Below are 25,802 nucleotides of genomic sequence, written 5' to 3'. Positions count from 1 at the left end.
CGGTGTACGCGACAGTGGATGCGATGTCTACGTAAACCGCGAGACGATGGCGATCTGGTCGACGTGTTCAACCCCGGCGCCGTCGCCTCGCCGTATGACTGAGTCAGGGCGGGTAGTGCGGCCAACAAGTGCACGGCCAGCGACAGTCACGGCCTCCCGCCCTCACCGCGATGGGTAGAGCGCTCGGCCGAGGGCAGTTTTGAGATTTGAGATCGTGTGCAGGTCGGGCCACACGGAACCGGCAAGTATGTGGCGAATGGTGCGCTCGTTGACCCCGGCATCACGCGCGACGCCGCGGATGCTTCGATCTCCGAGAGCATCGTGGAGGTTGAGTACGAATCGGCGTGCTGTCTCAGCTGCTGGATCGATGGTCGGCGTGTCCGGCCACTGATCCACGAGAGCCGCCGGCGGCTTACGAGGAACTCGCTCTGTCATCAGGACCCTCCGGCGACGTCTTGTGGAGATCCCAGTGATTCCATGGAGCAACTACCAGATCTGGAGCAGATCTGATTTTCAGGAGCAACTTGAGTGCTCCGTTGGCGCGGGTTCAAGGTCATCTCACATCACTCCACGAGCAGCGCGGGCTCCTCGAGAACAGATGCCACGTCGGCGATGAAGCGGCTCATGCCGTCGCCGTCGATCACGCGGTGATCGAAGGAGCCGGCGACCGTGGTGACCCAGCGGGGACGCACCTCGCCGTCGACGACCCATGGCTTCTGGCTGATCGTGCCCATCGCCACGATTCCGGCCTCACCGGGGTTGATGATCGGTGTGCCGGCATCCATCCCGAACACGCCGATGTTGGTGATCGTGATAGTGCCGCCCTGCTGATCGGCAGGGCTCGTCTTGCCCTCGCGGGCGGTGAGCGTGAGGCGGTTCAGGGCGCGGGCGAGGTCCTTCATGCTGAGGTCCTGTGCGTCCTTGATGTTCGGCACGAGTAGCCCGCGGGGCGTGGCCGCGGCGATGCCGAGGTTCACGTAGTGGCGCACCGAGATCTCGGCGCCGCCCTCGGTCTCGATCCACGCGGCGTTGACCATCGGGGTGCGACGAGCGGCCCAGATGACGGCACGAGCCATGATCAGCAGCGGCGACACGCGGATGTCGGCGTAGTCGGGCGAGGCCTTGAGCCGCTTGACGAGCTCCATCGTGCGGCTCGCGTCGATCTCCTTCCACACGGTGACGTGCGGGGCCGAGTAGGCGCTCTGCACCATCGCCGACGACGTCGCCTTGCGCACACCCTTGACCGGGATCGATTCGGTGCGGTCATCGGTCTGACCGGAGGCGGATGCCGGCGACGCCGACACTCCACGGGCGAGGCCGGCCGGGGCATTCTGCGGCGCCGGCACGGTCTCTTCGCGCACAGCACCCCACTCGGGGGTCTCGATGTTGCGGAACACGCTGGCCTGCTGCGCGTGCGTCATGACGTCGTCGCGCGTCACCTCGCCGTCGGCACCGGTCGGCGTGACGGTCGTGAGGTCGACGCCCAGGTCGCGGGCGAGCTTGCGGATCGGAGGCTTCGCGATCACGCCGACCGACGAGCGCACCGGGCGCTCGGCCGGACGCTTGCGGCGTGAGGTGGCGCCGCCTCCCGAGCCGTAGCCGACGAGCACCGAGCCGCCGCCCTCTTCGGGCGCTGGGGCCTCGGCGGTCGCGATCACGCCGGGTCCGGCCGCACCTCCCTGGGTCCCTGAGCTCGTCGAAGGGTCCGTCACGAACGTGATGATCGGCGAGCCGACCTCGACCGTCGTGCCTTCGGCGGCGAGCAGCTCGCCGACGACACCGGCGTGCGGCGACGGCAGCTCGACGAGCGACTTGGCCGTCTCGATCTCGCAGATGACGTCGTTGATCGCGACGGTGTCACCGGGAGCGACCTTCCACGTCACGATCTCGGCCTCGGTCAGGCCCTCGCCCACATCGGGGAGGTTGAAGTTCTGCGTGCTCATTTCGGTCCTTTCGGAACGGCGAGATCAGGGTGAGGGTCAGTAGGCCAGCGAGCGATCGACGGCCTCGAGGATGCGGTCGGCATCCGGAAGGTAGGAGCCCTCGAGCTTCGCAGGAGGGAAGGGGGTGTCGTAGCCCGAGACGCGCAGCACCGGAGCCTCGAGTGCGTAGAAGGCGCGCTCCATGACGGTCGCCGCGACCTCGCTGCCGATGCTCGTGAAACCTTGCGCCTCCTGCGCGTAGACCATGCGCCCGGTCTTGCGCACCGAGTTCAGGATGGGCTCGTAGTCGATGGGCGACAGTGAGCGCACGTCGACGACCTCGCAGCTGGTGCCCTCGGATTCGGCGAGCGCCGCCGCCTGCAGCAGTGTCGTCACCATGGCGCCGTGTCCGACGAGGGTCACGTCGGACCCTGTGCGCACGACGCGCGACGAGTGCAGCGGGGCAGCCGACGCGTCGAGCTCGACCTCGCCCTTGGTCCAGTAGCGGCTCTTCGGCTCCATGAAGATCACGGGGTCGTTCGAGGCGATGGCCTCCTGGATCATCCAGTACGCGTCGTTCGGCGTCGACGGGGAGACCACGCGCAGACCCGGGGTGTGCGCGAAGTACGCCTCGGGGCTCTCCTGGTGGTGCTCGACGGCGCCGATGTGTCCGCCGTACGGAATGCGGATGACGATCGGCACGCTCAGTGCGCCTTCGTGGCGGTTCGTGAGCTTCGCGAGCTGCGTCGTGATCTGGTCGAACGCGGGGAACACGAAGCCGTCGAACTGGATCTCGATGACGGGACGGAATCCGGTCATCGCGAGCCCGATCGCGGTGCCGACGATCCCCGACTCGGCGAGCGGGGTGTCGAGCACCCGGCGGTCGCCGAAGTCGCGCTGCAGATGCTCGGTCACCCGAAAGACACCGCCGAGCTTGCCGATGTCCTCGCCCATGAGCAGGACCTTGGAATCGTCCTCCATCGCCTTGCGCAGGCCCGCGTTGAGCGCCTTGCTCAAGGGCATGGTCTCGAGAGTCACTGGGCGTCTCCTTCGAACGATGCCTCGTAGCGCGCGTGCCAGGCCTTCTGCTCCGCGATGAGCGGATGAGGCTCGCTGTAGACGTGGTCGAACATCTTGTCGACCGTCGGCGGTCCGAGCTCCACCGAACGCGAACGCAGGTCTTCGGCAGCGTCGGCGGCCTCGGCATCCACGTCGGCGAAGAACTGCGCCGACGCTCCCCTGCTCTCGAGGAACGCCCGCATGCGGTCGATCGGGTCGCGCTCTGCCCACGACTGCTCTTCGTCGGAGCCGCGGTACTTGGTGGGGTCGTCGCTGGTGGTGTGCGCGCCGAGGCGGTAGGTCACGGCTTCGATGGCGCGGGGTCCACCGCCGCTGCGCGCCTCGTCGAGAGCGGTGCGCGAGACGGCGTAGCTGGCGAGGACGTCGTTGCCGTCGACGCGGACGCTGGGGATGCCGTAGCCGGCGCTGCGCTCGACGAGCGGCACGCGAGACTGGGTCGCCACGGGCACGGAGATCGCCCAGTGGTTGTTCTGCAGGAAGAAGACGGTCGGCGCCTGGTAGCTGGCGGCGAAGACCATCGCCTCGTGCACGTCGCCCTGGCTCGACGCGCCGTCGCCGTAGTAGGTGATGACCGCTTCATCCGTGTCGAGGTCGCCGGTGCCCGAGCGTCCGTCGAAGTTCAGGCCCATGGCGTAGCCGGCCGCGTGCAGCGTCTGCGAGCCGAGCACCAGCGTGTACAGGCGGGTGTTGCCGTTCTTCGGGTCGGTCGGATCCCAGCCGCCGTGCGAGACGCCGCGCATGAGCTTGATGATGTCGAGCGGGTCGACTCCGCGGATGCGCGTCACGACGTGCTCGCGGTACGACGGGAAGATCGTGTCCTGTGCGCGTGCGGCACGGCCCGACCCCACCTGCGCGGCCTCCTGGCCACGGCTCGGCGGCCAGAGGGCGAGCTGTCCCTGGCGCTGCAGGTTGGTCGCCTGGGTGTCGATCGCGCGGATGGTCACCATGTCGCGGTAGAACTGCTCGAGCTCCGCATCGCTGATCGCCTCGATCAGCGGCAGATACCTCTCGGCAGACGGACTGGGTGCGAAACGGCCGTCCTTCTCCAGGACGCGGACGAGTTCAGTCTCTGACGAGGTCACGCTGCCACGCTACCGCCGCGCGCATGCCCGGTCACGCATACCTAGGACGTCCTCGCATCTCCCGGGAAACCGGAGAAACGGCGGTCAGCGCACGCTCAGAGCAGGGTCGAGGCGACGTCGAGGACGCGGGCGACCGACTCTTCTTCGCCGACGGAGATGCGGATGCCGTCGCCGGGGAAGGGCCGCACGATCAGGTCGCCCGCGACGAACGCCGCAGCGACCTCGTCGGTGCGCTCACCCGTGGGCAGCCAGACGAAGTTGGCCTGAGAGTCGGGGACATCCCAGCCCTGTGCGCGCAGCCCCTCGAGCAGACGAGTGCGCCGCTCGACGATCACGGCGACGCGCTCGAGCAGCTCGCTCTCGGCGTCGAGGCTGGCGATGGCCGCGTTCTCCGCCGCCGAGGTCACCGAGAGCGGGATGCCGGTGGTGCGCGCGGCATCGAGGACCTTCTCGTTGCCGATCGCGTAGCCGATGCGCAGGCCGGCGAGACCGTAGGCCTTCGAGAAGGTGCGCAGCACGACGACGTTCGGGTGCCGTTCGAAGACCCGCTCGGCGAGACCGTCGACCGCGTCCGGTGCGGTCACGAACTCGGCGTACGCCTCGTCGAGGATGATCAGCACGTCGGCGGGCACGCGCTCGACGAATGTCGCGAATTCGTCGCTCGTGATGATCGGACCGGTCGGGTTGTTCGGCGTGCACAGGATGATCGCACGGGTGCGCTCGGTGACGGCATCCGCCATCGCGTCGAGGTCATGACGCGAGTCGACGGTCAGGGGCACCTGCACTCCGGTGGCGCCCGCGACGAGCGGCAGGCTCGGGTACGCCTCGAACGAGCGCCACGCGTAGACGACCTCGTCGCCGACGGATGCTGTGGCGAGGATCAGCTGGTGCAGGATCGAGACGCTGCCTGCGGCGACGTGCACCTGATCGGGCTCGACGGCGTAGCGCGCGCCGAGTCGCTCGCGCAGGCGGCCGGCCGTCGCATCCGGGTACCGGTTGATCGGGGTCGTGTGCTGCAGCGCCGCGGCGACCGACGGCAGCGGCTCGAACGGGTTCTCGTTGCTCGACAGCTTGAAGGCGTCGGGGCCGGCCTGCTTGCCCTGGCGGTACGGCGCGAGAGCGGCGATGGCGGGGCGGATGCGCGGCAGGATCGGATCGGTCACAAGGATGAGTCTATGGATTCCGCCGGCTCTGACTGCTCTTGTTCGGAAGTAGTACCATTTTGGTATGGCAATGACCGTCAGGCTCCCAGAGGAACTCGATGCGCAGCTCAACGCGCTCGCCGAGCGGCGTCATACGTCGAAGCATGCGCTGTTGATCGAGGCGGCAGATCGCTTCCTCCGTGAAGAGGTCACGACGGAGCAGGCGGTCGAGATCGCCCGTGGCGTCGCGACTCGATACTCGGCCCTGTTGAAGAAGCTGGAAGACGCGTGACCCGATACCTCGAGCTCCCGCAGGCGGTCGGGATCCTCGAGGACTTCGGACTGCATGTTCGAGATATCGGGCTGCTCTCCTCTGCCCTCGCCCGCCCGTCGAGTTCGATGTTCGGCGTGGAGGCGTATCCCGAGATCGAGGTGAAGGCGGCCGCGCTTCTGTCGTCATTGAGTCAGAACCATCCTCTGTTCGACGGAAACGAGCGCTTCGCCTGGGTCATGACGATGACGTTTCTCGAGCTCAACGGCGTTGTCGTCGATATCGACCTCGACACGGCTTTCGACCTGGTTCTGCGCACTGCACAGAGCATGGCTCCGCTCGAGGAGATCGCGGCAACCTTCGCCGAACACACCCGGTCGGGGTGATCCGCTCTGACATCCCATCGCCCTCATGGGAGACTGGCCTGACCATGCGCTTCATCATCCGAGTCGTCGTCAACGCGTTCGCCCTGTGGGTCGTGACGCTGATCCCCGCTCTGCAGGTGCAGATCCGAGCATTCGCGCCGGGCGAGACGCTGCAGCTCGTGCTCACCCTTCTCGCGGTCGCCGCGATCTTCGCCCTGGTGAACACGATCATCGGCACGGTCGTGAAGATCGTGGCCTTCCCCCTGTACATCCTCACGCTCGGACTGATCGGGTTCGTCATCAACGGCTTCCTGCTGTGGCTGACGGCCTGGATCACGAGCGGCTTCGGCTGGGGGCTCACCGTCGGAAGCTTCTGGTGGGGCGTTCTGGCGGCACTGATCATCTCGCTGATCAACGGCGTCTTCGGCTTCATCCTGCGCCCGCAGCGGAAGCGCGCTCGCGACTGATCCCGGCGTCGGGCGGCGCCTCGGTCGCGGCGTCGGCCGCAGCATCGCGCGGCTCGTCCTGCACACGCTCGGCGTGGAACTCGGTCCGCTCGATCGTCACAGCCCGATCGAGCTCCTGCCAGTACCCGTCGAGCTTCTCGACGCGCGGGTCTCCTGACGCATCCGCCATTCCCGCCGTCTCGGTGTAGGAATCGAGCAGGTGCTGGCCGAGCACGATGTCACCGACGCTGGCACCCGGATCAGCCTGACGCGACACCGTGAAGCTGTCGGAGGATCCCGTGCCCTCGGGCGAGCCCCCTCCGCTGAGAGCAGGAACGGGATCATCGGTGTGCCGGAGCTGCACGATGGTCTGATCGTCGTCGAGAGTCGGCTCGACCGGACTGCCGGCGGTGACCTGCACCTGCACGTCGAACTCGCTCTCCATGGAGAGATGCGCCGTCACCATGCCGGCCTGCGAGTGCGCGACGACGTCGACCCGATCGCCGGGGCCTGCTCCCGCCGCCCTGAGCGCCTCGACCGTGGCCTGATAGGAGGCCGATCGCTGCCCCTGATAGAGCTCGACGTTCGACTTCATGTCCCACGGTTCCGCACCGCCGAATCCCACGCTCTGAGTGCCTTTGATGAATGCGACGAACCTCGTGCTGCCGTCCGGAAACGTGTATTTCTCGACCGCGATCTGCGCCCCGTCGGAGGTCGGCATGCGCTTCAGCGCGGCCGCGAGGCCGCCCGGGGCCGACGCGGGCGTCGACGTCTTCACCGGCGCGACCGTCACCGGGTCGCTCTTTCCGGTCAGCGTCTCGCCGGGGGTCACCTTCCCGAATCCCGAGAAGGCGCCGGCGGCCGCCGCGGCCGCGAAGACGGGCCCGTAGACGGCCGGCAGGAACGGCGCCGGGAACAGCCCCTCGAACCTGTCGATCTCCCACTGCGCCTCGAGCTGCTGCGCGATGTCGGGAATGCGATCATCGCGCGCTGCCAACCGGTCGGCCTGAACCGTGAGGCGGTGTGCGGTGGCCGGATCCGTTCGCGCGAGCATCTCGGCCTCGGCTCGCAGCTCGACGTACTCGTAGACGTCGGCCATGAGCCGCGTGCTCGCGGTGGTCTCCTGACACTCCGACTGCAGGCGCGACACCCGCACCCCCGACGACCAGAGCGAGACGGTGTCGACGTACGCACTGAATCCCGGCGCATCGACGATCACCCGGTATGCCCGCGCGATCGCATCCTGCGCGTCGTCGAAGCGGGACGCGACGGCATCCATCCGCCGTGCGACCGCGCGCAGGACGTCGGGGTCGACCGAGATCACGCCGCCATGCCCGATGTCGATCCCGCTCACGAGACGTCGATCCCTGCCACCTCGTGCACGCGCCCCTGCGTGTCGGATGCCTCGGCGTGGGTGCGCCGCCCGTAGTCGGCCAGGGCGTCGTGCATCGCTCGCACGCCATCGGACTGCCAGGCGGTGTCGTCAGCCAGCCCCCTCAACGATGCCCGAGCGTCGTCGAGTGCGTCGACGGCCGCGCGCAGCTCGCGGGCAGCCTGATTCTTCGCCCACTCGGCCTCGGCCGCGGACATCTGCGTCAGTGCGATGGAGTTCATGCGCCCAGCATCCGGGATTCGCACCGCCCGTCGAGCTGCGGGGAGCCCGAACCCCCAGACCGCGTGAACGCCGCTCTCGATGCGACTGCATGTGCAGAACGGGTGGAGCCCGCGCCGCGCTCGGGATTCTCGCATCGCGCGATCCGCCCTCGACCGGCACAATGGAACAGTGCCATCCCCGGATCCCTTTCGCGTGATCTTCGTCTGCACGGGGAACATCTGCCGATCCCCCATGGCGGAGGTCGTCTTCCGTGATCTCGCCGAGCGCCAGGGGCTGGGGTCACGCATCGTCTCGCGCAGCGCCGGCACGGGCGACTGGCACCTCGGCGAGCAGGCCGACCATCGCACACTCGATTCCCTCGCCCGTCGCGGATACGACGGCTCCCAGCACCGGGCGAAGCAGTTCACGTTCGCCTCGTTCGCCGACAACGACCTGATCGTCGCGCTCGACCGCACGCACGAGCGCAACCTCCGCGAATGGGCCCGCGACGAAGACGAAGAGGGCAAGGTCACCCTGCTGCTCGCCTTCGACCCCGCGGCCTCGACGCAGGACGTGCCCGATCCGTACTACGCGGGCCCCGAGATGTTCGATTCGGTGCTCGGTATGATTGAGGCGGCGACCCGCGGGTTGTTCCGCCAGCTCGAACCGGCCCTTCGCCAGCCCCGCACGCCCCGTGATCTCGGGGCCTGATCAGGAGGATTCCCCTGACTTTCCAGCCCTCGCTCCCGCCGCAGCCCCTGAGCCCGCTCGACGGCCGCTACCGCGGTGCCGTCACCGGACTCGCCGACTTCCTCTCGGAGGCGGGCCTCAACCGCGCTCGCGTCGAGGTGGAGGTCGAGTGGCTGATCGCCCTCACCGACCGCTCGCTCTTCGAGACGAGCCCGCTGTCGGATGCCGACAAGGAGCGCCTGCGCGCTCTCTACCGTGACTTCGGCCAGGCCGAGATCGACTGGCTCGCCGAGAAGGAAGCGGTGACCCAGCACGACGTCAAGGCCATCGAGTACCTGATGCGCGACCGCCTGTCGGCGCTGGGCCTCGACGCGATCGCCGAGCTCACGCACTTCGCCTGCACGAGCGAGGACATCAACTCCGCGTCGTACGCGCTCACCGTCAAGCGCGCCGTCGAAGAGGTCTGGCTTCCGGCCCTCGACGTCGTGATCGCGAAGCTGCGCGAGCTGGCTGCTGAGCACGCCGACGCCGCGATGCTGTCGCGCACGCACGGACAGCCCGCGACCCCGTCGACCATGGGCAAGGAGCTCGCGGTCTTCGCGTGGCGCCTCGAGCGCGTGCGCGCGCAGATCGCGGCATCCGACTACCTCGCCAAGTTCTCGGGCGCGACCGGCACCTGGTCTGCGCACCTCTCGGCGGACCCCGTCGCCGACTGGCCGACGATCTCGCGCGAGTACATCGAGGGCCTCGGTCTGGGCTTCAACCTGCTGACCACGCAGATCGAGTCGCACGACTGGCAGGTCGAGCTCTACGACCGCGTGCGTCACGCCGGCGGCATCCTGCACAACCTCGCCACCGACATCTGGACCTACATCTCGCTCGGCTACTTCGCGCAGATCCCCGTCGCCGGAGCGACCGGGTCGTCGACCATGCCGCACAAGATCAACCCGATCCGCTTCGAGAACGCCGAGGCGAACCTCGAGATCTCGGGCGCACTGCTCGCCTCCCTTGGCCAGACGCTGGTGACGAGCCGTCTGCAGCGCGACCTCACCGACTCGACGACGCAGCGCAACATCGGCGTCGCGTTCGGGCACTCGCTGCTCGCGATCGACAACCTGCGCCGCGGACTGAACGCGATCTCGCTGTCGCGCGACGTGCTGCTCGCCGACCTCGACGTGAACTGGGAGGTCCTCGCCGAGGCGATCCAGACCGTCATCCGTGCCGAGGTCGTCGCCGGGCGCTCGTCGATCACCGACCCCTACGCGCTGCTCAAGGAGCTCACCCGCGGTCACCGCGTCGGTGCCGCAGACCTGGCCGCGTTCGTCGAGGGGCTCGAGATCGGGGATGCCGCCAAGCAGCGTCTGCTGGCTCTGACCCCTGCGACCTACACGGGCATCGCCGAGCAGCTCGCGACGTAATCGTCCGCGCATCCTGACCCCGCTCGGCCCCACGGCTCGAGCGGGGTCAGTTGCGTATCCCCGGCTCGAGCGGGGTCAGTCATGCACCCGAATCCCTCGATTCCGGTGCACGATCGACCTCGGCTGAATACGGCGTCGCGGGCGGGGCCGGCTCAGGAGGAGGTGGTGCGTCCCGTCGCGCCCGAGTCCGGCTCGTCCGGCGTCTCGGGGTCGTAGAGCACGGGGCGGTCGACCGTCTTGGTGACGTCGGCCGGGTCGACGACGAGGATCAGCATCGCGAGGATCAGCAGCGTCACGATGAACGCGCCGCCGCCCACCACCAGGCCGAGTGCGATCGGGGTCAGGCCGTCGTAGGTGCCGTTCGCGATCGCCGCGTTGACGCGCGACGTGAAGGCGCCGGTGGACACGAGCGTGACGATGGCGGCGAAGATGCCGCAGGCCAGTGCGATGCCGAGCAGGTGCAGCGGGCGCAGGATGTCGCTGCGGGTGGGCTTCTCGTCGCTCATCGGTCTCCTCCGTGGTCGACGGGCGCGGGGCTCACGTCATTGGCGGCGGCGACATCGACGGCGTCCGCGTGCTTCGGGGTGAGTCCGGCGATGCCGAGGAAGACAGCGACGATCGCCGCGTATCCGCCGAACATGCCGACTCCGAGAATGATGCCGGTGAGCACGAAGTCGCCCGCGCCCTCGATGGCGTAGGGCTGCACGAAGCCGGCCGGGATCGCGATCAGCACCACCGCGAGCAGCAGCCCGAGGGCGCCGACCGTGATGGAGTCACGCGCGGTGATGTCGCCCGCGCGGCGTGCACGCAGACCCACGATCAGCTCCACGAGTCCCGTCGTGGCCGCCCAGGCGATCACGACGATGAAGAACATGTCATCCGTGCGCCAGACGGGAACGCCCGCGGTCATGCCGGCGGCGAAGCCGAGCAGTGCGAGCACGACCCACGGCCAGCGCTGACCCGCCGGGAACACGAGCCAGACGGCGACGATCATCACCAGTGCGGTGGTCAGCACGAAGCCGCTGAAGACAGAGAGTCCCACGGCCGCGGAATGGTCGGGCGAGAACGTGATCATCACGGCGGCGGCCGCGGCGAAGAGCGCGCGCAGCAGCTGGACGTGGCGCGCGGTGAACGCGCGGGCAGGGGCAGACATGACGATCCAGAGTCCTCCGGGGTGTTCCCCCCAGTCTACGCGGGGGCGCTGGGTGGATGCCGACGCGGAGGAGTTGTTCGCGGGGCCCGACGGATCTCCCCAGATCGATCGTCAGGCCCCGCGACAAACGCAGCGACGGGGGCGGCACTGCGTCGGGTCGTGACCGCTCACAAGGTCGGGCACCCTGCTTGCGGCGGTACAACCCTTGGACCCCAGAAACAGCGCCTCGTCCCCTACGGAGCGCCGGTGTGGTCGTAAGCTCACTCTAGGGCTCGTTTCTTCACATACCGGAGGGGTGCTGTGACGAGTATGGAAAGTGGGATCCGGAGGGCGGCGGACGCCTTCTCCGGTTCCTTCCGCGATGCCATCAACGCGCGCGGGCTGACGCTCGCCCGGCTCCACGAGCTCCTGCGCATCCGCGGCAACAGCGTCTCGATGGCGACACTCAGTTACTGGCGCTCCGGCGCGCGGCGCCCCGAGGGCGTGCAGTCGATGGCGGCCCTCAGCGACATCGAGGAGTTGCTCGGCCTGGAACGCGGCGCCTTGACCGCACTGCTCGGGGCGACCAACCGCACCGGACCGCTGGGGCCCAACCAGTTCCCCCTCGACGAGGAGGAACTCGAACGTGCGGTGATGGAGGCGTTCGCGGCGCTCGGGGCCGAGTACCCCGACACCTCTCGCGAACTCACCACCCATTCGGTGACCGATGTCGACGAGGCGGGCAACGTCTGCCGGTCCCTGACGCGGAGCATCGTGCAGTCCACGGTCGGCACCATCGACGCGATCCCCTTCCTCGAACTGACTCCCGGCGAGAGCACCCCGGCGCCGTTCATCGAGGCGGTCTCGGGCGGGCGGATCGCCGCGCGGTACTCGCACCCGAACGGCGAGGTCCACGGAGTGCTGTTCGAGCTCGAGGTGCCGCTGACCGCGCCCGACACGGCGATGGTCGAGTGGTCGGTCGAGTACCCGCCCGGGTACCCGCCGCAGCGCGAGACCGGCCACGCGCTGGCACGACAGAGCCGCGAGCTCCTGGTGTGGACGCGATTCCACCCGGATGCGCTGCCCGACCGCATCGAGGAGCGCGTCGAGACGCCGAACGGCGCGGAGACGACGATCCTCGACCTGGGCGGGCGCACCTCGATCCATCAGGTGCGCCGGGCGTTCGGACCCGGTGCTCTCGGGATCAGCTGGAGCTACGACGACGGTCGCTGAACGAGCGACCTGACCGTCATCCCGGCTGTTCCCCCAGGGCCACCGCACGGCCTGGCGTGTTCGACCACTGGCTCCACGAGCCGGGGAAGACCTTGGCCTCGATACCCGCCTCGTCGAGCACCAGCGCGGTGTGCGCCGCGGTGATGCCCGAGCCGCAGTAGGCCGCCACCGGCGTGCCCTCGGTGACGCCGACGGCCGCGAAGGTCGCCTGCAGAGTGTGGACGTCGAGGATCTTGCCCTCGGCGCTCAGGTGAGCGGCCATCGGCACGTTGAGGGCGCCCGGAATGTGCCCCGCGATCGGGTCGAGCGGCTCGTGCTCGCCGCGGTACCGCTCCGGAGCCCGCACATCGAGCAGAACACCGGATGCCGGGAACGCGGCCGCCTCGTCGATCGTGATCGCGTCTCCGCCGATCTCGTCGAGCACCACGTCGCCGGGTTCGACCTGCACGTCGTCGGTCGCGACCGGGAGCCCGGCCGCCGTCCAGGCGCGGATGCCGCCGTCGAGCACGCGCACGTCGACTCCGCCCTGCCGCAGCAGCCACCACGCACGCGAGGCGCTGAGCCCCTTGCTGTCGTCATAGGCCACGACGACCTCGCCCTGGTTCACACCCCAGCGGCGCGCGGCATCCTGCAGCGTCTGCGTCGAGGGAAGCGGATGCCGGCCCTCCGACGGCTCGCCGTGCGTGGCCAGCTCGGTGTCGAGGGGCACGTAGACCGCTCCGGGGATGTGGCCCTCGAGGTAGTCGGCGTGACCGTCCGGGCGGTCGAGTCGCCAACGCACGTCGATCACCCGGACCGGCGTCTCCGACGCCCGCAGCTCGTTCAGTTCGTCGACGCTCACGAAGTTGCTCATGGTGCGAGGCTATCGAGACGGCGTTCGAATCGCGCACTTGGCAGTTTTCCACCGTCATCATCTGCACAGTGCGCGATTCGAACGGCGAGACAGGCGGCGATAAGCTCGTCCGGGCCGCGTCGGGAAAGGACAGCATGTCCACTCGATTCCGCTGGATGAGCCTGCGCCGTCAGGAGGTCGCCCTCATCGCCGTCACGGCCGTGTGGGGCAGCACGTTCCTGCTCGTGCACTGGGCGATGCAGCACTCGGGACCCTGGTTCTTCGTCGGCATCCGCTTCCTGGTCGCCGGTCTGATCAGCGTCGTCATCTTCCGGCGCGTGCTGCGTGGCATCCGCTGGCGCGACATCGGTGCGGGCGTCGCGATCGGCGTCATGATCTATCTCGGCTACGGCCTGCAGACCGTCGGGCTGCAGACCATCGACTCCAGCACCTCTGCCTTCATCACCGCGATGTACATCCCGCTCGTGCCTCTCGCCCAGTGGGCGGTGTTCCGCAAGCGACCGCCGGCCATGGCATTCGTGGGCGCCGGGCTCGCCTTCGTCGGGCTGATGCTCATCGCCGGCCCCGACGCGTTCGCCCTCACGCTGGGGTCGGGCGAGATCCTCACCATGATCAGCACGCTGCCGATCGCGGCCGAGATCATCCTGATCAGCGTGTTCGCCGGCAGGATCGACCTCGGCCGGATCACGATCATCCAACTGCTCACCGCGGGCGTGCTCGGCATCCTGACGATGCCGGTGGTCGGCGAGGGGCTGCCCGAGTTCTCCTGGATCTGGGTCGGCTGCGCGGTCGGGCTCGGGGCGGCGAGCTGCATCATCCAGCTCACGATGAACTGGGCGCAGAAGTCGGTATCGCCGACCCGCGCCACGATCATCTACGCGGGTGAGCCGGTGTGGGCAGCGGCGATCGGGCGCATCGCGGGCGAACGCCTGCCGGTCACGGCGCTGATCGGCGGCGCGCTCGTCGTGCTCGGCATCCTGGCCAGCGAGCTCAAGCTCGTGCGCCGCCGCGAGCAGGAACCGGCTCCCGAATCGGAGCCGGCCCCAGCTCCTCCGCCGGAGTAGCGGCCCGGAGGTCCGGCTCACACCGTGAGCAGCACCTTGGTGGCGCGGCGCTCGTCCATGGCGCGGTAGCCCTCGGCGGCCTCCTCGAGCGGAAGCGTGAGGTCGAACACCGTGCCGGGGTCGATCTTGCGGTCCCAGATGAGCTGGATCAGCTCGGGAAGGAAGCGGCGCACCGGAGCCGGGCCGCCGTGCAGGTGCACCCCCGAGAGGAAGAGCTCCTCACCTGGCAGCGCGACATCATGCGAGACGCCGACGTACCCGACGTGACCGCCGGGTCGGGTCGCGCGGATCGCCTGCATCATCGACTCCTGCGTGCCGACCGCCTCGATCACCGAGTGCGCGCCGAGCCCGTTCGTGAGCTCCTTGATGCGGGCCACGCCCTCGTCTCCGCGCTCCTCGACGATGTCGGTCGCGCCGAACTCGCGGGCGAGCGCCTGGCGGTCGGCGTGACGGCTCATCGCGATGATCCGCTCGGCGCCGAGCTCACGCGCGGCGAGAATGCCGAGCAGACCCACCGCCCCGTCACCGACGACCGCCACGGTCTTGCCCGGGCCCACTTCGGCGGCGACGGCCGCGAACCAGCCGGTGCCCAGCACGTCGGATGCCGCGAGCAGCGACGGGATCAGATCGGCGTCGGGCTGCCCCGGCGTCGCCACGAGCGTGCCGTCGGCGTGCGGGATCAGCGAGTACTCGGCCTGTGTGCCGTAGCGACCCATCGGCACGACGTGCACGCAGCGCGACTGGTATCCGGCCTGGCAGATCTCGCAGGTGTTGTCCGAGGCCATGAACGACCCGACGACGAAGTCGCCGACCTTAACGGTCTTCACCTCGGCGCCGATCTCCTCGACGATGCCGACGTATTCGTGACCCATCGGGTCGTGGTCGACCTCGTTCGCGCCCCGGTAGGGCCAGAGGTCGGATCCGCAGATGCAGGTCGCGGCGATCCGGATCACGGCATCGGTCGGACGGGTGATGGTCGGCTTCTCGCGATCCTCGACGCGAACGTCGCCGGGGGCGTACATGACTACTCCACGCATGAGTGGTGCTCCTTCGGTCTTGTGACTCCAGTCAACGCCTCATCGAGCCGGCTCGGGAGGTTCTGATAAAACTCCTTTCACGGGAATAGACTCCGGCGGCCCGCGTTTCACCCCACATGATTGAAACTTCAACCGTCGTTCCGGTCGCCACCGAGCGCACGCGCGTTCGCGTGCCGATGCGCTTCGCCGACGGGTTCTCCACCGCCGCAGATGTCGTGACGTTCGACGGCCTCATCGACGGGCGCGAGCACCTGCTGCTCGGCCTCGGCGACTGGAAGGGCGCGCTCGACCGTGCGGCCGACGGCGGGGATGCTCCGCTTGTGCGCCCGCACAGCGAATGCCTGACCGGTGACGTGTTCGGATCCGAGCGCTGCGACTGCGGTCCGCAGCTGCGGGAAGCCGTCGAGCGCATCGCCGAGGAGGGCGGATTCCTGCTCTACCTGCGCCAGGAAGGTCGCGGCATCGGCCTGTACGCCAAGCTCGACGCTTACGCGCTGCAGGATTCGGGCCTCGACACGTATGAGGCGAACGTGGCGCTCGGGCGCGGCGAGGACGAGCGCGACTACACCGTCGCGGCGCAGATGCTGCAGGCGGTGGGTGCCGACAGCATCCGCCTGCTGAGCAACAACCCCGACAAGGCGGCGCAGCTCGAATCCCTCGGCATCCGCGTCACCGAGCAGGTGCGCACCGGCGTGCACCTGTCTGACGCGAACCACCGCTACCTCGAGGCCAAGCGCGACCACACCTCGCACACGCTCGATCTCTCCGCCGCGTGATGAACGCGCAGGTGGTGAACGACCGGCGGCTCGATGACACCGAGATGCAGACCTGGCTGCCCACCATCCGCTTCGTGCAGCTGCTGCCGCAGGTGCTCGACCGCGCGCTGAAGGCCGAGACCGGACTCAAGCACGCGCACTACGCGATCCTCGTCTCGCTGGCCGGGCAGGACGACCGACCGATCCCGATGACCGAGCTCGCGCAGATCGCCGGGCTCAGCCGCTCGAGGCTCAGTCACGCGATCGACTCTCTCGAGGAGCGCGGCTGGGTCGCCCGCACCTCGTGCAGCAGCGACAAGCGCACGCTGACAGCCGCGCTGACGGATGCCGGCCGCGAGCTGCTGCGCGGGGCGGCCCCCGTGCACGTCGCACAGATCCGTGAACTGATCTTCGATCCGCTCACCGACGCCGAGCGGGAGCAGCTCGGCGCGATCGCGGCCAAGCTGCTCCCGGGTGTGACCGCGGCTCTCTAGCTCAGGCGGGGATCTCGATGCCGTTGTTGAGTGTGATGTTCATGGTCATGCCTCCACTGTGCGCGGAATGATCCACGCTGAGGGAGAGTCCACCAGTACCTCCCTTCGTGCCGCGCGGGGGCGTACCGTCGAAGTCATGGACACCCGCAACGAGGTGCGCGAATTCCTCTCGTCGAGGCGCGACCGCATCACCCCCGATCAGGCAGGCCTGCCCGCATACGGCGGCAACCGCCGCGTTCCGGGGCTCCGGCGCGAAGAGGTGTCGCTGCTCGCCGGCGTCAGCGTCGACTACTACACCCGACTCGAGCGCGGTGACCTGTCCGGAGTCTCCGACAGCGTGCTCGACTCACTCGCCCGCGCCCTGCAGCTCGACGAAGCCGAGACGGCGCATCTGTTCGACCTCGCCCGCACGGCCAACGCGTCACCGGTCGCCCGCAAGCCGCGCAAGAAGGTCGAGACGCTGCGGCCCAGCATCCTGCGCCTGCTCGACGCGATGACCGAGGCGCCCGCGATCGTGCGGAACAACTACTTCGACTATCTCGCCGCGAACGCGTTGGGCCGCGCGCTCTACGCCCCGCTGTTCACGACTCCGGTTCCCAACAGCGCCCGCTTCGCCTTTCTCGATCCGGCGGCGCAGGAGTTCTACCCGGAGTGGGAGCGCAACACCCAGGAGCTCGTCGCCGCGATGCGCGGCGAGGCCGGGCGCAACCCGTTCGACCGCACGCTCACCGATCTCGTGGGCGAGCTGTCGACCCGGAGCGAGCGCTTCCGCACCCTGTGGGCCGCGCACAACGTGCGCTTCCACCGCAGCGGGGTCAAGCGCATCAACCACCCCGTCGTCGGCGAGATGGAACTCACCTACGAGGCGTTCGAGCTGCCGGCCGACCCCGGGCTTCAGATGTCGACCTACACGGCGGAGCCGGGGTCAGCGTCCGAGGAGAAGCTGCGGATGCTCGCGAGCTGGGCGGCGACGGATGCTGCGGCATCCGCGTCTTCCGGCACCGACTCCGCGGTGTCGGATCGCGCCGAGGCCTGACGACTGCGCTCAGTCCCGCAGTGCGACCGGTCGCACGGTCAGGCTCTGCACCGACGTGCCGAACGGGCCCGAGGCGTCGTTGAGCACGGAGTGCGTGATTCCGACCCCGTTGGCGCCGAACGTCACGGTCGTGTCGAGGCCGATCCATCCGTCGTCGGGTTCGCGGAACAGATGGGCGGTGAGGTCGACGTTAGGGAAGAAAGCCGAGCCGATCGGCACTCGCGGAGTCATGCCGTTGGCGAGGTCGACGACGCCGAGGGCGCGTGCCGTCGGGCTGACCCGCTCATCGGCGAGCAGCGGGTGATGGGGGCGCACCCACGCGGAGGCGCGACCCGGCTCGTCCTCGCGGTGGCGGAAGTCACCCGAGCGCACGAATGCGCCGGGCCACACCGCACCCGCCTGCCAGTCGGCGTGCGCGTCGAGGGGCGGCATCACGGGCAGCGCGCCGCCTTCGATCGATGCCGTGTCGGCGGTCTGCATCAGCCAGGCTCGGAGGATCACCGCGGGCCTTGAGGCGTGACTCAGCGTCGCCTCGACGAGCTCGATCGTGCGCCCCGGTCGGAGCACACGGATCTCGACATCGACCACATCGATCGGGAGCACCCCGAGGATGTCGTACGAGACGCGGGCCAGGACCAGCGCGTCGTCGCGCCGCGCATCGCGGTGCACCTCGACGAGGTGCGCCAGCAGTCCGATGGTCGGCGCGATGTGCTGCTCGGACGTGTTCCAGGCTCCCTGCACGGCCTCCGTGGCGCGGAAGGCGGTGTCGGAGAGGCGCTCGAAGTATGCGGTCACCCTCGGATCGTAGAACGTCGTCATCGCACGAGCTGTCCGACGAGCAGGACCATGCCGATCACGATCATGGCCACGCCCGAGACGATGCTCACCGCGCGCGCGGCCGCGGGACGGGCACCGAGAACGGCGCCGGCGCCGAAACCGACCGCGAAGTACACCGCCGCGCAGCCCACCAGGTGCACGGCGCCGAGCACCACGATCTGCACCCCGAGCGGCACGGACGAGTCGGCCGCGGTGAACTGCGGGAGGATCGCGAGGAACAGCAGGGTCACCTTCGGGTTCAATCCGCTGATGCCCAACCCCTTGAGCATCCATCGTCCCGGCGATGCCTCGACGAGTTCCGCGCCCTCGCGGACGACGGCGGGCGTGCGGAGGGTGCCGATGCCGAGCCACACCAGGTAGAGCGCCCCGGCCACCGTCAGCACGGTGAGGGCGAGCGGGTACCGGGCGACGAGCGCTCCGACGCCCGCGGCGACGATGAGCACGGCGAGCACGTGGCCCGACAGCATCCCCAGCACTGCGGGAGCTGCTCGACGGCGCAACCCTGCCGAGATCGCGAACGCCCAGTCGGCCCCGGGGGTGACGACGAACAGCATCGAGACACCCCAGAAGGCGGTGATCGCGGTGGGTGCCATGGCTGTTCTCTTTCGTCGGTCCTGCGGTGCGAGGGCAACTCTAGGAAGGAAGCGGCGGAAGGTGTTTGCGTTGTTTGCACGGTCGGAGCCGTTCTGCGCAAGAATCTTCTTCATGGATGCGATCGACCGGAAGATTCTTGCCGAGCTGCAGCGTGATGGGCGCCTGAGCATCACCGAGCTCGCCGAGCGCGTGCAGCTCAGCGTGTCTCCCTGTCACCGCCGACTGCGCGAGCTGGAGCGCTCCGGAGTCATCACCGGCTACCACGCGACCCTGTCTGCCCAGGCCCTCGGGCTGGGATTCGAGACCCTCGTCTTCGTCACGATGAAAGAGGCGAACCGCGACTCGATCATCCCGTTCGAGGAGGCCGTGACCCGCATCCCGAACATCACCCTGGCGCACCGCCTGTTCGGCGACCCCGACTACCTGCTGCGCGTCGTCGCCGCAGACCTCGAGCACTTCCAGCGTCTGTACGACGAGCAGCTCACCGCTCTCCCCGGCGTGCAGCGGGTCAGCTCGACGCTCGTGATGCGCAAGGTCGTCGACGACGGTGCCCTACCGCTGGGCTGATGCTCCGGTGATGCTCTGGTGGTGCCCCGATGATGTCGTACGCGGGTTCAGAAAAGCACCCGGGGTCGAAAGAGCCCCCGCGCGGGCCGAACTGGGTGCCTTTCTGACCTCGCAGTGCCTCGAAATCGACGTGCACGGATGTGCACCCGTAACACCGCCGACTCATGACGCTTCTACCCTCGAGGCATGGCGAAGCAGAAGACACCCGAGTGGCAGTGGTCCGAAGACGGCATCAACTTCCGCACCCGCAAGTGGGTGCGGCCGGAAGACCTGAACGCGAACGGCTCGCTGTTCGGCGGCAGCCTGCTGAAGTGGATCGACGAGGAGGCGGCGATCTACGCGATCGTGCAGCTGGGCAACTACCGCGCGGTGACCAAGCACATTTCGGAGATCAACTTCGAGGCGTCGGCCGTGCAGGGCGATCTGATCGAGATCGGCCTGCAGGCGACCCACTTCGGGCGCACGTCGCTCACGATGCGCGCCGTCGCCCGCAACATGATCACGCGCAAGCGCATCCTCACGATCGACAAGATCGTGTTCGTCAGCCTCGACGAAGACGGCGTCCCCACCCCGCACGGCTACAACGAGATCACCTACAACCGCGACCGGATGCCGACCGAGCGCATCGCGACGGGGACCATCCGCCTGCCGTAGGTCGGCCTGCGGACATCTCGGCGCCCCGTTCGGAAGGAGAACTCGCGCAGCGAAGGAGCGCACGCCGGATCACGTCCTTCGATGCGTGACAAGTCCTTCGGAGCGCGCGGGGCCAGGCGCCCGCACCCGGTGCGAGGATGGAGTGCGTCCGCCGAGCAAGGGAGCCCCGAATGAGTCGCACCGCCACCGCAGCCACCACCGCGATCCGCGAGATGCGCGATTTCCTCTTCGCGAACGCCACCGACTACGCCGCGGCACGCGATGGATTCTCCTGGCCGAAGCCCGCCGAGTTCAACTTCGCACTCGAGTGGTTCGACGTGATCGCCGGCGAGACGCCGGACCGCCCTGCCGTGCAGATCGTGTCCGCCGATCTCAGCCTCGAGTCGTGGTCGTACGGTCAGCTCTCCGCGCGTTCCGACCAGGTCGCCGCCTGGCTCACCTCGCTCGGAATCCGACGCGGCGACCACCTGATCGTGATGCTCGGCAACACGATCGAGCTGTGGGAGGTGATGCTCGCGATCACCAAGATCGGCGCGGTGTCGATCCCCACCTCGACGCTGCTCTCGGCATCTGACCTCGCCTACCGCGTCGACCACGGCAGGGCTCGCGCGATCGTGACGACCGGCGGCCTGGCCGAGCGCATCGCCGACATCGACGCCGACGTGCTGCGCATCGGCGTGGGCGACGGCATCCCCTCGGGCTGGAGCCGCTTCGACGAGTCATCGAGCGCACCGACCGCGTTCGAGCCGGATGCTCCGACACCCGCCGACGACACCGCATTGCTGTACTTCACGAGCGGCACGACCAATCGCCCCAAGCTCGTGCAGCACACGCACGTGTCGTACCCGATCGGGCACCTCTCGACCATGTGGTGGCTGGGTGTTCGTCCTGATGACGTGCACCTGAACATCTCGTCGCCGGGGTGGGCGAAGCACGCCTGGTCGAGCTTCTACTCCCCGTTCCTCGCCGAGGCGACCGTCTTCGTCTACAACTACGACCGCTTCGATGCGAACACCCTCATGCAGGTCATGGACACGCATCACGTCTCGACGTTCTGCGCCCCGCCGACGGTGTGGCGGATGCTGATCCAGGCGGATCTGGGTCGACTGACCCACCCGCCGCGCGAGCTCGTCGGCGCGGGCGAGCCGCTGAACCCCGAGGTCATCGACCGCGTGCGCGACGCCTGGGGCGGCACGATCCGCGACGGATTCGGGCAGACCGAGATGACGGCCTGCATCGGCAACTCCCCCGGGCAGACGGTCAAGGTCGGTTCGATGGGCCGCCCGCTGCCGGGCTACCCGGTCGTGCTGCTCGACCCCGCCACGGGCGAGGTCGCGGATGCCGAGGGAGAGATCGCACTCGACCTCGCGCAGCCGCCGGTCGGCCTCATGGCCGGGTACTACGACGACCCCGAGAAGACCGCCGAGTCGCGGGTGGGCGGCTACCACCACACCGGCGACATCGCGGTGCGAGACGACGAGGGCTACCTCACCTACATCGGCCGGGCGGATGACGTCTTCAAGGCATCCGACTACAAGATCTCCCCGTTCGAGCTCGAATCGGTGCTTCTCGAGCACGAGTTCGTGATCGAGGCGGCGGTGATCCCGAGTCCCGACCCGACGCGCCTCGCGGTGCCGAAGGCGTACGTGTGCCTGCGGCCGGACGCTGCCGAGGCCGAATCCGAGGCGGCGCGGTCGATCTTCGCGTACGCGCACGACCGACTGTCGTCGCACCTCTGGGTGCGCCTCATCGAGTTCGTTCCCGAGCTGCCGAAGACCATCTCGGGCAAGATCCGTCGTGTCGAGCTGCGCGCGCGAGAGTCCGCGCGGGTGGCATCAGGCGATGACGCCGGGCAGCACCGGGACCGCGACTACCGCTGAGTCGACGGTCTCAGCTCGCGAGCGCCGGCACGCTGCCGGTGCTCGTCGACGCTGCGACACGGGGCGTGACGGTCGCGGGCGCGTGAGACGTCGCCGTCGACACGGCACTCGACGCTGTGGAGATCGGCGTGATCTCCGCCGCTGCCGTCGCCGGATGCAGAGCCGCACGCGATGCGGCGGAACCGATGATCACCCGCAGTACGGTGCCGACCACGAGCATGCCCACCAGCGCGGCACCCGCCACGATGAGCGGAGTCCACTCGTGCGCGAACGATGCGGTCAGGCTCAGCACGGTGGCGGGGATCCACAGACCCACCGCTCCCCCCGCGAGGCCTCCGGCACCCCGTGCGATCGCGATGCCCGCGATGACCGCGCACAGCACGGCGACTGCGGCTCCGATGATTCCCAGTGGAACCAGGAATGCTGCCAACTCGTGTGCCATCCTCGATGACGTCATGACGACCCCCCGTCAGCGGTATCTCCGCATCACCAAGATTACGAAGTATCGGGTGACACGGCATCCATCTGAAGGATGATGTTCCCCAACCGTGACGAGTCGTTCAGCGGCGCTTCAACCACGCGAAACGCGAGCCGCGTACCACCGGCACCGACTGGGTGATCACGGCGTCGACGACCATCGACCCGTCGGTGGGCCCGACGATCGCGATGGCCGAGGTCTCGGTCGCCTCGAGCGGCTCGACGGGCATGGCCCCGAGCGCGCGGTGCGCCCGGATGTAGGCGGGCACGAGCAGCACGATCGCGCCGAGCCAGGCGAGCGGGTTGCTGAGCGCGACGCCCGCGAAGCCGATGAGCGCACCGAGCACCACCGCGGCACCCACGCGCATCACCAGCTCGATCACGCCCGTGACCGTGGGCACCAGCGTGTGCCCCAGCCCCTGCAGCGCGCCGCGGAGCACGAAGAGGATGCCGAGCATCCAGTAGCCGCAGCCGTTGATGATCAGCATGAGGTGCGCGAGCTCGACGACGTCGTCGGATCCCTCGCCGATGAACAGGCGCACCATCGGGGTGCCGAAGGCGATGATGATCACCCCGAGCAGAGCCCCCGTGATCACCGCCATCCAGGTGCCCTCGATGACACCCCGGCGGATGCGGTCGGGGCGGCGTCCGCCGAGATTCTGCGCCGCGTACATCGAGGCCGCGAGACCGAGCGACGAGAGGAAGGCCACGGCGAGCCCGTCGACGCGGGATGCCGTCGTGTAGGCGGCGACCGCATCGGCACCGAGCGTGTTCAGCGCCACCTGCACGGCCAGAGTGCCGATCGCGATGATCGAGGCCTGGAAGCCCATCGGCAGACCGAGACGAAGGTGCTCACGGATGTCGTCGCGGGTGACCTGCCAGTCGACGCGGCGCAGGTGCAGGATCGGCAGGCGGCGCCGGACGAACTCGAGGCAGAGGATCACGGACACCGCCTGGGCGACGACGGTCGCGATGGCAGCACCGCCGACCCCCCACTCGAGCGGGCCGACCATGAGCACCACCAGGCCGACGTTCAGGACGCACGATACGGTGAGGAAGATCAGCGGCGTGCGCGAGTCGCCGATGGCGCGGATGATCGCGGAGAGGTAGTTGAAGAACATCGTCGCGCTCGCGCCGATGAAGCTGATCTGCGTGAAGATCGTCGCCTCGGTCATGAGCTCCGACGGCGTCTGCAGCAGCTCGAGCACCGGGCGCGCGATCAGCGGCGCGGCGATCGTCAGGACGACGCTCGTGATGCCGGTCAGGATCACGCCCGTCGCGACCGAGCGGCGCACACCCGCGGCATCGCCGGCGCCGAACGCCTGTGCGATCGGGATCGCGAAACCGCTCGTGAGACCCCAGGCGAAGCCGATGAGAAGGAAGAGCAGGCTTCCCGTCGCACCGACGGCGGCGAGGGACTGGACGCCGAGGTGTCGTCCGACGACGACGGCGTCGGCGAACTGGTACATCTGCTGCACGACGTTGCCGAGCAGCAGCGGGATCGAGAACGACAGGATGACACGCCACGGGCGGCCCGTGGTGAGGGAGGTGGCCATGGGGGAAGCGGCTCGCAGAGACTCGGGGCAGGATCGGGGGAGGGTTCCAGGATATCGAATCGATTCGGTTAACCGGTAGAGCCGATCGGGAAGTACGGTCGGAAGGATGCCGCAGCGGGTCGCGGCACGGACACCGGAGGTTCGATCGATGACCACAGAGAAGACCGGAGATACCGTCGGGGTGGGTGGGACCGCCGACGGAGACGAGCAGCACCTGAAGCGTGCGCTGAGCAACCGCCACATCCAGTTGCTCGCGATCGGCGGAGCGATCGGCACCGGCCTCTTCATGGGCAGCGGCAAGACGATCTCGGTCGCCGGCCCCTCGGTGATCTTCGTCTACATGATCATCGGCTTCATGCTCTTCTTCGTCATGCGGGCGATGGGCGAGCTGCTGCTGTCGAACCTCAAGTACAAGTCGTTCAGCGATTTCGCGAGCGACCTGCTCGGCCCCTGGGCCGGGTTCTTCACCGGCTGGACGTACTGGTTCTGCTGGGTCGTCACCGGAGTCGCCGACGTGATCGCGATCGCGGGCTACACGGATGCGCTCTTCCCCGGCATCCCGTTGTGGATCCCCGGGCTTCTCGTGATCGTCATCCTGCTCGCGCTGAACCTTCCCACGGTCGCCGCCTTCGGTGAGATGGAGTTCTGGTTCGCACTGATCAAGATCGTCGCGATCGTCGCGCTCATCATCACGGGCCTCGTGATGATCATCACCGGCTTCCAGCACGACGCGGGCACCGCCAGCTTCGCGAACCTGTGGTCGCACGGCGGCATGTTCCCGCACGGCTTCATGGGCTTCGTGGCCGGCTTCCAGATCGCCGTCTTCGCGTTCGTGGGCGTCGAGCTCGTCGGCACCGCGGCCGCCGAGACCAAGGATCCCGAGAAGAACCTGCCCAAGGCGATCAACGCGATCCCGATCCGCATCCTGCTCTTCTACGTCGGCGCGCTCGTCATCCTCATGGCGGTCACGCCGTGGACCGAGTACGTCGCCGGCGAGAGCCCCTTCATCGCGATGTTCGCCCTCGCGGGCCTCGGCATCGCGGCGACCGTCGTGAACCTCGTCGTGCTGACCTCGGCGATGTCGAGCGCGAACTCGGGCATCTACTCGACCTCGCGCATGGTGTTCGGCCTCGCTCAGGACGGCGATGCCCCGCGCATCTTCGGTCGGCTGTCGAAGCGCCGGGTGCCGCAGAACGCACTGTTCCTGTCGTGCATCCTGCTGCTCTCGGGCGTCGTGCTGCTCTACGCAGGTGAAGACATCGGCACGGCGTTCGACATGGTCACGACGGTCTCGGCCGTGTGCTTCATGTTCGTCTGGACGATCTTCCTCTGCAGCTACCTCGCCTACCGGCGCGGTCGCCCCGAGAAGGTCGCGGCCTCGACGTTCCGGATGCCGGGCGGGGTCTTCATGGTCTACGTGGTGCTCGCGTTCTTCGTGTTCATCCTCTGGGCACTGACGACCCAGCCCGACACGCTGACCGCGCTGCTGGTGACGCCGATCTGGTTCGCTCTTCTGCTCGTGGCCTGGTTCTTCGTGCGGAGGACGCAGAACCATCTGACGCGGCACGCGAAGCACATCGCGTACCTGCGCGACGAGTCCGCCGAGTAGCGAAGGGAGGTTCC

28 protein-coding genes are annotated in these 25,802 nt (G+C 68.5%); 14 read left to right on the top strand and 14 right to left on the bottom strand.

All coding sequences use genetic code 11. From position 1 onward, the window contains the following. Positions 1–563: 563 nt before the first annotated feature. The 4 genes from IXW21_RS00275 to IXW21_RS00260 form a co-directional block, all read right to left on the bottom strand. Positions 564–1,943 (bottom strand): dihydrolipoamide acetyltransferase family protein, encoded by a 1,380-nt coding sequence (locus IXW21_RS00275; protein WP_194762260.1) that lies wholly within the window; start codon positions 1,941–1,943, stop codon positions 564–566. A 36-nt stretch (positions 1,944–1,979) separates the two neighbouring features. Beyond that, complete coding sequence (locus IXW21_RS00270) at positions 1,980–2,945, bottom strand: alpha-ketoacid dehydrogenase subunit beta (protein WP_194762568.1); 966 nt, start codon at positions 2,943–2,945, stop codon at positions 1,980–1,982. A gap of 11 nt (positions 2,946–2,956) precedes the next feature. Further along, entirely contained in the window at positions 2,957–4,084 is a 1,128-nt protein-coding gene (pdhA, locus tag IXW21_RS00265) for a pyruvate dehydrogenase (acetyl-transferring) E1 component subunit alpha (RefSeq protein ID WP_194762259.1), read from the bottom strand. A gap of 95 nt (positions 4,085–4,179) precedes the next feature. Further along, on the bottom strand, positions 4,180–5,247 hold the full coding sequence (locus tag IXW21_RS00260) for a histidinol-phosphate transaminase (RefSeq protein ID WP_194762258.1): 1,068 nt from the start codon (positions 5,245–5,247) through the stop codon (positions 4,180–4,182). Positions 5,248–5,311: 64 nt separating this feature from the next. Between IXW21_RS00260 and IXW21_RS00255 the strand changes: the two genes are divergently transcribed. The 3 genes from IXW21_RS00255 to IXW21_RS00245 are packed head-to-tail and all read left to right on the top strand — an operon-like array spanning position 5,312 to position 6,329. Beyond that, positions 5,312–5,518 (top strand): ribbon-helix-helix protein, CopG family, encoded by a 207-nt coding sequence (locus IXW21_RS00255; protein ID WP_194762257.1) that lies wholly within the window; start codon positions 5,312–5,314, stop codon positions 5,516–5,518. Next, a complete protein-coding gene (locus IXW21_RS00250) occupies positions 5,515–5,883 on the top strand; it encodes a type II toxin-antitoxin system death-on-curing family toxin (RefSeq protein WP_194762256.1) in 369 nt (122 codons plus the stop codon). The genes IXW21_RS00255 and IXW21_RS00250 overlap by 4 nt, the downstream gene beginning before the upstream one ends. A 44-nt stretch (positions 5,884–5,927) precedes the next feature. Further along, entirely contained in the window at positions 5,928–6,329 is a 402-nt protein-coding gene (locus IXW21_RS00245) for a phage holin family protein (RefSeq protein ID WP_194762255.1), read from the top strand. Here the strand turns inward: IXW21_RS00245 and IXW21_RS00240 are convergent. Next, positions 6,292–7,662: a hypothetical protein gene (locus tag IXW21_RS00240; protein ID WP_194762254.1), complete on the bottom strand. Its 1,371-nt coding sequence runs from the start codon at positions 7,660–7,662 to the stop codon at positions 6,292–6,294. The two genes, IXW21_RS00245 and IXW21_RS00240, sit on opposite strands and share 38 nt — an antisense overlap. Next, the gene (locus IXW21_RS00235) at positions 7,659–7,922 is read right to left on the bottom strand and encodes a hypothetical protein (protein ID WP_194762253.1); all 264 of its coding nucleotides are present in this window, start codon (positions 7,920–7,922) and stop codon (positions 7,659–7,661) included. Before IXW21_RS00235 ends, IXW21_RS00240 begins: the two co-directional genes overlap by 4 nt. Positions 7,923–8,115: 193 nt before the next feature. Here IXW21_RS00235 and IXW21_RS00230 point away from each other — a divergent pair, with 193 nt between their 5' ends. Together IXW21_RS00230 and purB are read left to right on the top strand one after the other, a co-directional pair. Beyond that, positions 8,116–8,613, top strand: coding sequence for a low molecular weight protein-tyrosine-phosphatase (locus tag IXW21_RS00230; RefSeq protein WP_194762567.1), 498 nt, complete (start codon positions 8,116–8,118; stop codon positions 8,611–8,613). A gap of 14 nt (positions 8,614–8,627) precedes the next feature. Next, a complete protein-coding gene (gene purB, locus IXW21_RS00225) occupies positions 8,628–10,010 on the top strand; it encodes an adenylosuccinate lyase (RefSeq protein WP_194762566.1) in 1,383 nt (460 codons plus the stop codon). Between the two features lie 152 nt (positions 10,011–10,162). Here purB and IXW21_RS00220 read toward each other — a convergent pair whose 3' ends face one another. Then, positions 10,163–10,516: a hypothetical protein gene (locus IXW21_RS00220; RefSeq protein WP_194762252.1), complete on the bottom strand. Its 354-nt coding sequence runs from the start codon at positions 10,514–10,516 to the stop codon at positions 10,163–10,165. Next, positions 10,513–11,163, bottom strand: coding sequence for an acyl-CoA synthetase (locus tag IXW21_RS00215; RefSeq protein ID WP_194762251.1), 651 nt, complete (start codon positions 11,161–11,163; stop codon positions 10,513–10,515). Before IXW21_RS00215 ends, IXW21_RS00220 begins: the two co-directional genes overlap by 4 nt. 309 nt (positions 11,164–11,472) lie before the next feature. Between IXW21_RS00215 and IXW21_RS00210 the strand changes: the two genes are divergently transcribed. Further along, the gene (locus IXW21_RS00210; protein WP_194762250.1) at positions 11,473–12,375 is read left to right on the top strand and encodes a hypothetical protein; all 903 of its coding nucleotides are present in this window, start codon (positions 11,473–11,475) and stop codon (positions 12,373–12,375) included. A 16-nt stretch (positions 12,376–12,391) separates the two neighbouring features. Here IXW21_RS00210 and IXW21_RS00205 read toward each other — a convergent pair whose 3' ends face one another. Beyond that, a complete protein-coding gene (locus IXW21_RS00205) occupies positions 12,392–13,228 on the bottom strand; it encodes a sulfurtransferase (RefSeq protein ID WP_194762249.1) in 837 nt (278 codons plus the stop codon). A gap of 134 nt (positions 13,229–13,362) precedes the next feature. Between IXW21_RS00205 and IXW21_RS00200 the strand changes: the two genes are divergently transcribed. Further along, positions 13,363–14,292 carry a DMT family transporter gene (locus tag IXW21_RS00200; protein ID WP_228528015.1) on the top strand — a complete coding sequence of 310 codons (930 nt, stop codon included), beginning with the start codon at positions 13,363–13,365 and terminating at the stop codon, positions 14,290–14,292. Between the two features lie 17 nt (positions 14,293–14,309). On the opposite strand, the gene IXW21_RS00195 is transcribed toward IXW21_RS00200, so the two are convergent. Continuing rightward, positions 14,310–15,329, bottom strand: a complete 1,020-nt coding sequence (locus IXW21_RS00195; RefSeq protein WP_194762248.1) for a zinc-dependent alcohol dehydrogenase family protein — start codon at positions 15,327–15,329, stop codon at positions 14,310–14,312. 116 nt (positions 15,330–15,445) lie between these two features. Here IXW21_RS00195 and IXW21_RS00190 point away from each other — a divergent pair, with 116 nt between their 5' ends. The 3 genes from IXW21_RS00190 to IXW21_RS00180 all read left to right on the top strand — a co-directional run bounded on the left by IXW21_RS00190 (position 15,446) and on the right by IXW21_RS00180 (position 17,614). Further along, positions 15,446–16,105, top strand: a complete 660-nt coding sequence (locus IXW21_RS00190; RefSeq protein WP_194762247.1) for a GTP cyclohydrolase II — start codon at positions 15,446–15,448, stop codon at positions 16,103–16,105. Beyond that, positions 16,105–16,578 (top strand): MarR family winged helix-turn-helix transcriptional regulator, encoded by a 474-nt coding sequence (locus IXW21_RS00185; protein WP_194762564.1) that lies wholly within the window; start codon positions 16,105–16,107, stop codon positions 16,576–16,578. The genes IXW21_RS00190 and IXW21_RS00185 overlap by 1 nt, the downstream gene beginning before the upstream one ends. A 136-nt stretch (positions 16,579–16,714) precedes the next feature. Next, the gene (locus IXW21_RS00180; RefSeq protein WP_416361083.1) at positions 16,715–17,614 is read left to right on the top strand and encodes a helix-turn-helix transcriptional regulator; all 900 of its coding nucleotides are present in this window, start codon (positions 16,715–16,717) and stop codon (positions 17,612–17,614) included. A 9-nt stretch (positions 17,615–17,623) separates the two neighbouring features. Here IXW21_RS00180 and IXW21_RS00175 read toward each other — a convergent pair whose 3' ends face one another. Together IXW21_RS00175 and IXW21_RS00170 are read right to left on the bottom strand one after the other, a co-directional pair. Continuing rightward, a complete protein-coding gene (locus IXW21_RS00175) occupies positions 17,624–18,409 on the bottom strand; it encodes a thioesterase family protein (protein ID WP_323742122.1) in 786 nt (261 codons plus the stop codon). A gap of 20 nt (positions 18,410–18,429) precedes the next feature. Continuing rightward, a complete protein-coding gene (locus IXW21_RS00170; protein ID WP_194762244.1) occupies positions 18,430–19,044 on the bottom strand; it encodes a LysE family translocator in 615 nt (204 codons plus the stop codon). Between the two features lie 112 nt (positions 19,045–19,156). Between IXW21_RS00170 and IXW21_RS00165 the strand changes: the two genes are divergently transcribed. The 3 genes from IXW21_RS00165 to IXW21_RS00155 all read left to right on the top strand — a co-directional run bounded on the left by IXW21_RS00165 (position 19,157) and on the right by IXW21_RS00155 (position 22,146). Continuing rightward, positions 19,157–19,612, top strand: a complete 456-nt coding sequence (locus tag IXW21_RS00165) for an Lrp/AsnC family transcriptional regulator (RefSeq protein ID WP_194762243.1) — start codon at positions 19,157–19,159, stop codon at positions 19,610–19,612. A gap of 186 nt (positions 19,613–19,798) precedes the next feature. After that, a complete protein-coding gene (locus tag IXW21_RS00160; RefSeq protein ID WP_194762242.1) occupies positions 19,799–20,266 on the top strand; it encodes an acyl-CoA thioesterase in 468 nt (155 codons plus the stop codon). Positions 20,267–20,436: 170 nt separating this feature from the next. Next, positions 20,437–22,146 (top strand): AMP-binding protein, encoded by a 1,710-nt coding sequence (locus tag IXW21_RS00155; protein WP_194762241.1) that lies wholly within the window; start codon positions 20,437–20,439, stop codon positions 22,144–22,146. 10 nt (positions 22,147–22,156) lie between these two features. Here the strand turns inward: IXW21_RS00155 and IXW21_RS00150 are convergent, their stop codons facing one another. Both IXW21_RS00150 and IXW21_RS00145 read right to left on the bottom strand, forming a co-directional pair. Next, complete coding sequence (locus IXW21_RS00150; RefSeq protein ID WP_194762240.1) at positions 22,157–22,576, bottom strand: hypothetical protein; 420 nt, start codon at positions 22,574–22,576, stop codon at positions 22,157–22,159. A 130-nt stretch (positions 22,577–22,706) separates the two neighbouring features. Then, positions 22,707–24,179 carry an MATE family efflux transporter gene (locus tag IXW21_RS00145; protein ID WP_194762239.1) on the bottom strand — a complete coding sequence of 491 codons (1,473 nt, stop codon included), beginning with the start codon at positions 24,177–24,179 and terminating at the stop codon, positions 22,707–22,709. Between the two features lie 148 nt (positions 24,180–24,327). On the opposite strand from IXW21_RS00145, the gene cycA reads away from it, so the two are divergent. After that, positions 24,328–25,788, top strand: a complete 1,461-nt coding sequence (cycA, locus tag IXW21_RS00140) for a D-serine/D-alanine/glycine transporter (protein WP_228528014.1) — start codon at positions 24,328–24,330, stop codon at positions 25,786–25,788. The last annotated feature ends 14 nt before the right edge of the window (positions 25,789–25,802 follow it).

The organism is Microbacterium sp. UFMG61 (assembly GCF_015354505.1).
Classification (GTDB): Bacteria; Actinomycetota; Actinomycetes; order Actinomycetales; family Microbacteriaceae; genus Microbacterium.
This window is presented reverse-complemented; position numbering and strand designations above follow the sequence as displayed.

Excerpts from the sequence above, each read along its gene's own strand:
- IXW21_RS00275 (WP_194762260.1), bottom strand. The coding sequence starts at position 1,943 with ATGAGCACGCAGAACTTCAACCTCCCCGATGTGGGCGAGGGCCTGACC.
- IXW21_RS00270 (WP_194762568.1), bottom strand. The coding sequence starts at position 2,945 with ATGCCCTTGAGCAAGGCGCTCAACGCGGGCCTGCGCAAGGCGATGGAG.
- IXW21_RS00255 (WP_194762257.1), top strand. The coding sequence starts at position 5,312 with ATGGCAATGACCGTCAGGCTCCCAGAGGAACTCGATGCGCAGCTCAAC.
- IXW21_RS00245 (WP_194762255.1), top strand. The coding sequence starts at position 5,928 with ATGCGCTTCATCATCCGAGTCGTCGTCAACGCGTTCGCCCTGTGGGTC.
- IXW21_RS00235 (WP_194762253.1), bottom strand. The coding sequence starts at position 7,922 with ATGAACTCCATCGCACTGACGCAGATGTCCGCGGCCGAGGCCGAGTGG.
- IXW21_RS00220 (WP_194762252.1), bottom strand. The coding sequence starts at position 10,516 with ATGAGCGACGAGAAGCCCACCCGCAGCGACATCCTGCGCCCGCTGCAC.
- IXW21_RS00215 (WP_194762251.1), bottom strand. The coding sequence starts at position 11,163 with ATGTCTGCCCCTGCCCGCGCGTTCACCGCGCGCCACGTCCAGCTGCTG.
- IXW21_RS00210 (WP_194762250.1), top strand. The coding sequence starts at position 11,473 with ATGGAAAGTGGGATCCGGAGGGCGGCGGACGCCTTCTCCGGTTCCTTC.
- IXW21_RS00205 (WP_194762249.1), bottom strand. The coding sequence starts at position 13,228 with ATGAGCAACTTCGTGAGCGTCGACGAACTGAACGAGCTGCGGGCGTCG.
- IXW21_RS00200 (WP_228528015.1), top strand. The coding sequence starts at position 13,363 with ATGTCCACTCGATTCCGCTGGATGAGCCTGCGCCGTCAGGAGGTCGCC.
- IXW21_RS00195 (WP_194762248.1), bottom strand. The coding sequence starts at position 15,329 with ATGCGTGGAGTAGTCATGTACGCCCCCGGCGACGTTCGCGTCGAGGAT.
- IXW21_RS00190 (WP_194762247.1), top strand. The coding sequence starts at position 15,446 with ATGATTGAAACTTCAACCGTCGTTCCGGTCGCCACCGAGCGCACGCGC.
- IXW21_RS00185 (WP_194762564.1), top strand. The coding sequence starts at position 16,105 with ATGAACGCGCAGGTGGTGAACGACCGGCGGCTCGATGACACCGAGATG.
- IXW21_RS00180 (WP_416361083.1), top strand. The coding sequence starts at position 16,715 with ATGGACACCCGCAACGAGGTGCGCGAATTCCTCTCGTCGAGGCGCGAC.
- IXW21_RS00170 (WP_194762244.1), bottom strand. The coding sequence starts at position 19,044 with ATGGCACCCACCGCGATCACCGCCTTCTGGGGTGTCTCGATGCTGTTC.
- IXW21_RS00165 (WP_194762243.1), top strand. The coding sequence starts at position 19,157 with ATGGATGCGATCGACCGGAAGATTCTTGCCGAGCTGCAGCGTGATGGG.
- IXW21_RS00160 (WP_194762242.1), top strand. The coding sequence starts at position 19,799 with ATGGCGAAGCAGAAGACACCCGAGTGGCAGTGGTCCGAAGACGGCATC.
- IXW21_RS00155 (WP_194762241.1), top strand. The coding sequence starts at position 20,437 with ATGAGTCGCACCGCCACCGCAGCCACCACCGCGATCCGCGAGATGCGC.
- IXW21_RS00145 (WP_194762239.1), bottom strand. The coding sequence starts at position 24,179 with ATGGCCACCTCCCTCACCACGGGCCGCCCGTGGCGTGTCATCCTGTCG.
- cycA (WP_228528014.1), top strand. The coding sequence starts at position 24,328 with ATGACCACAGAGAAGACCGGAGATACCGTCGGGGTGGGTGGGACCGCC.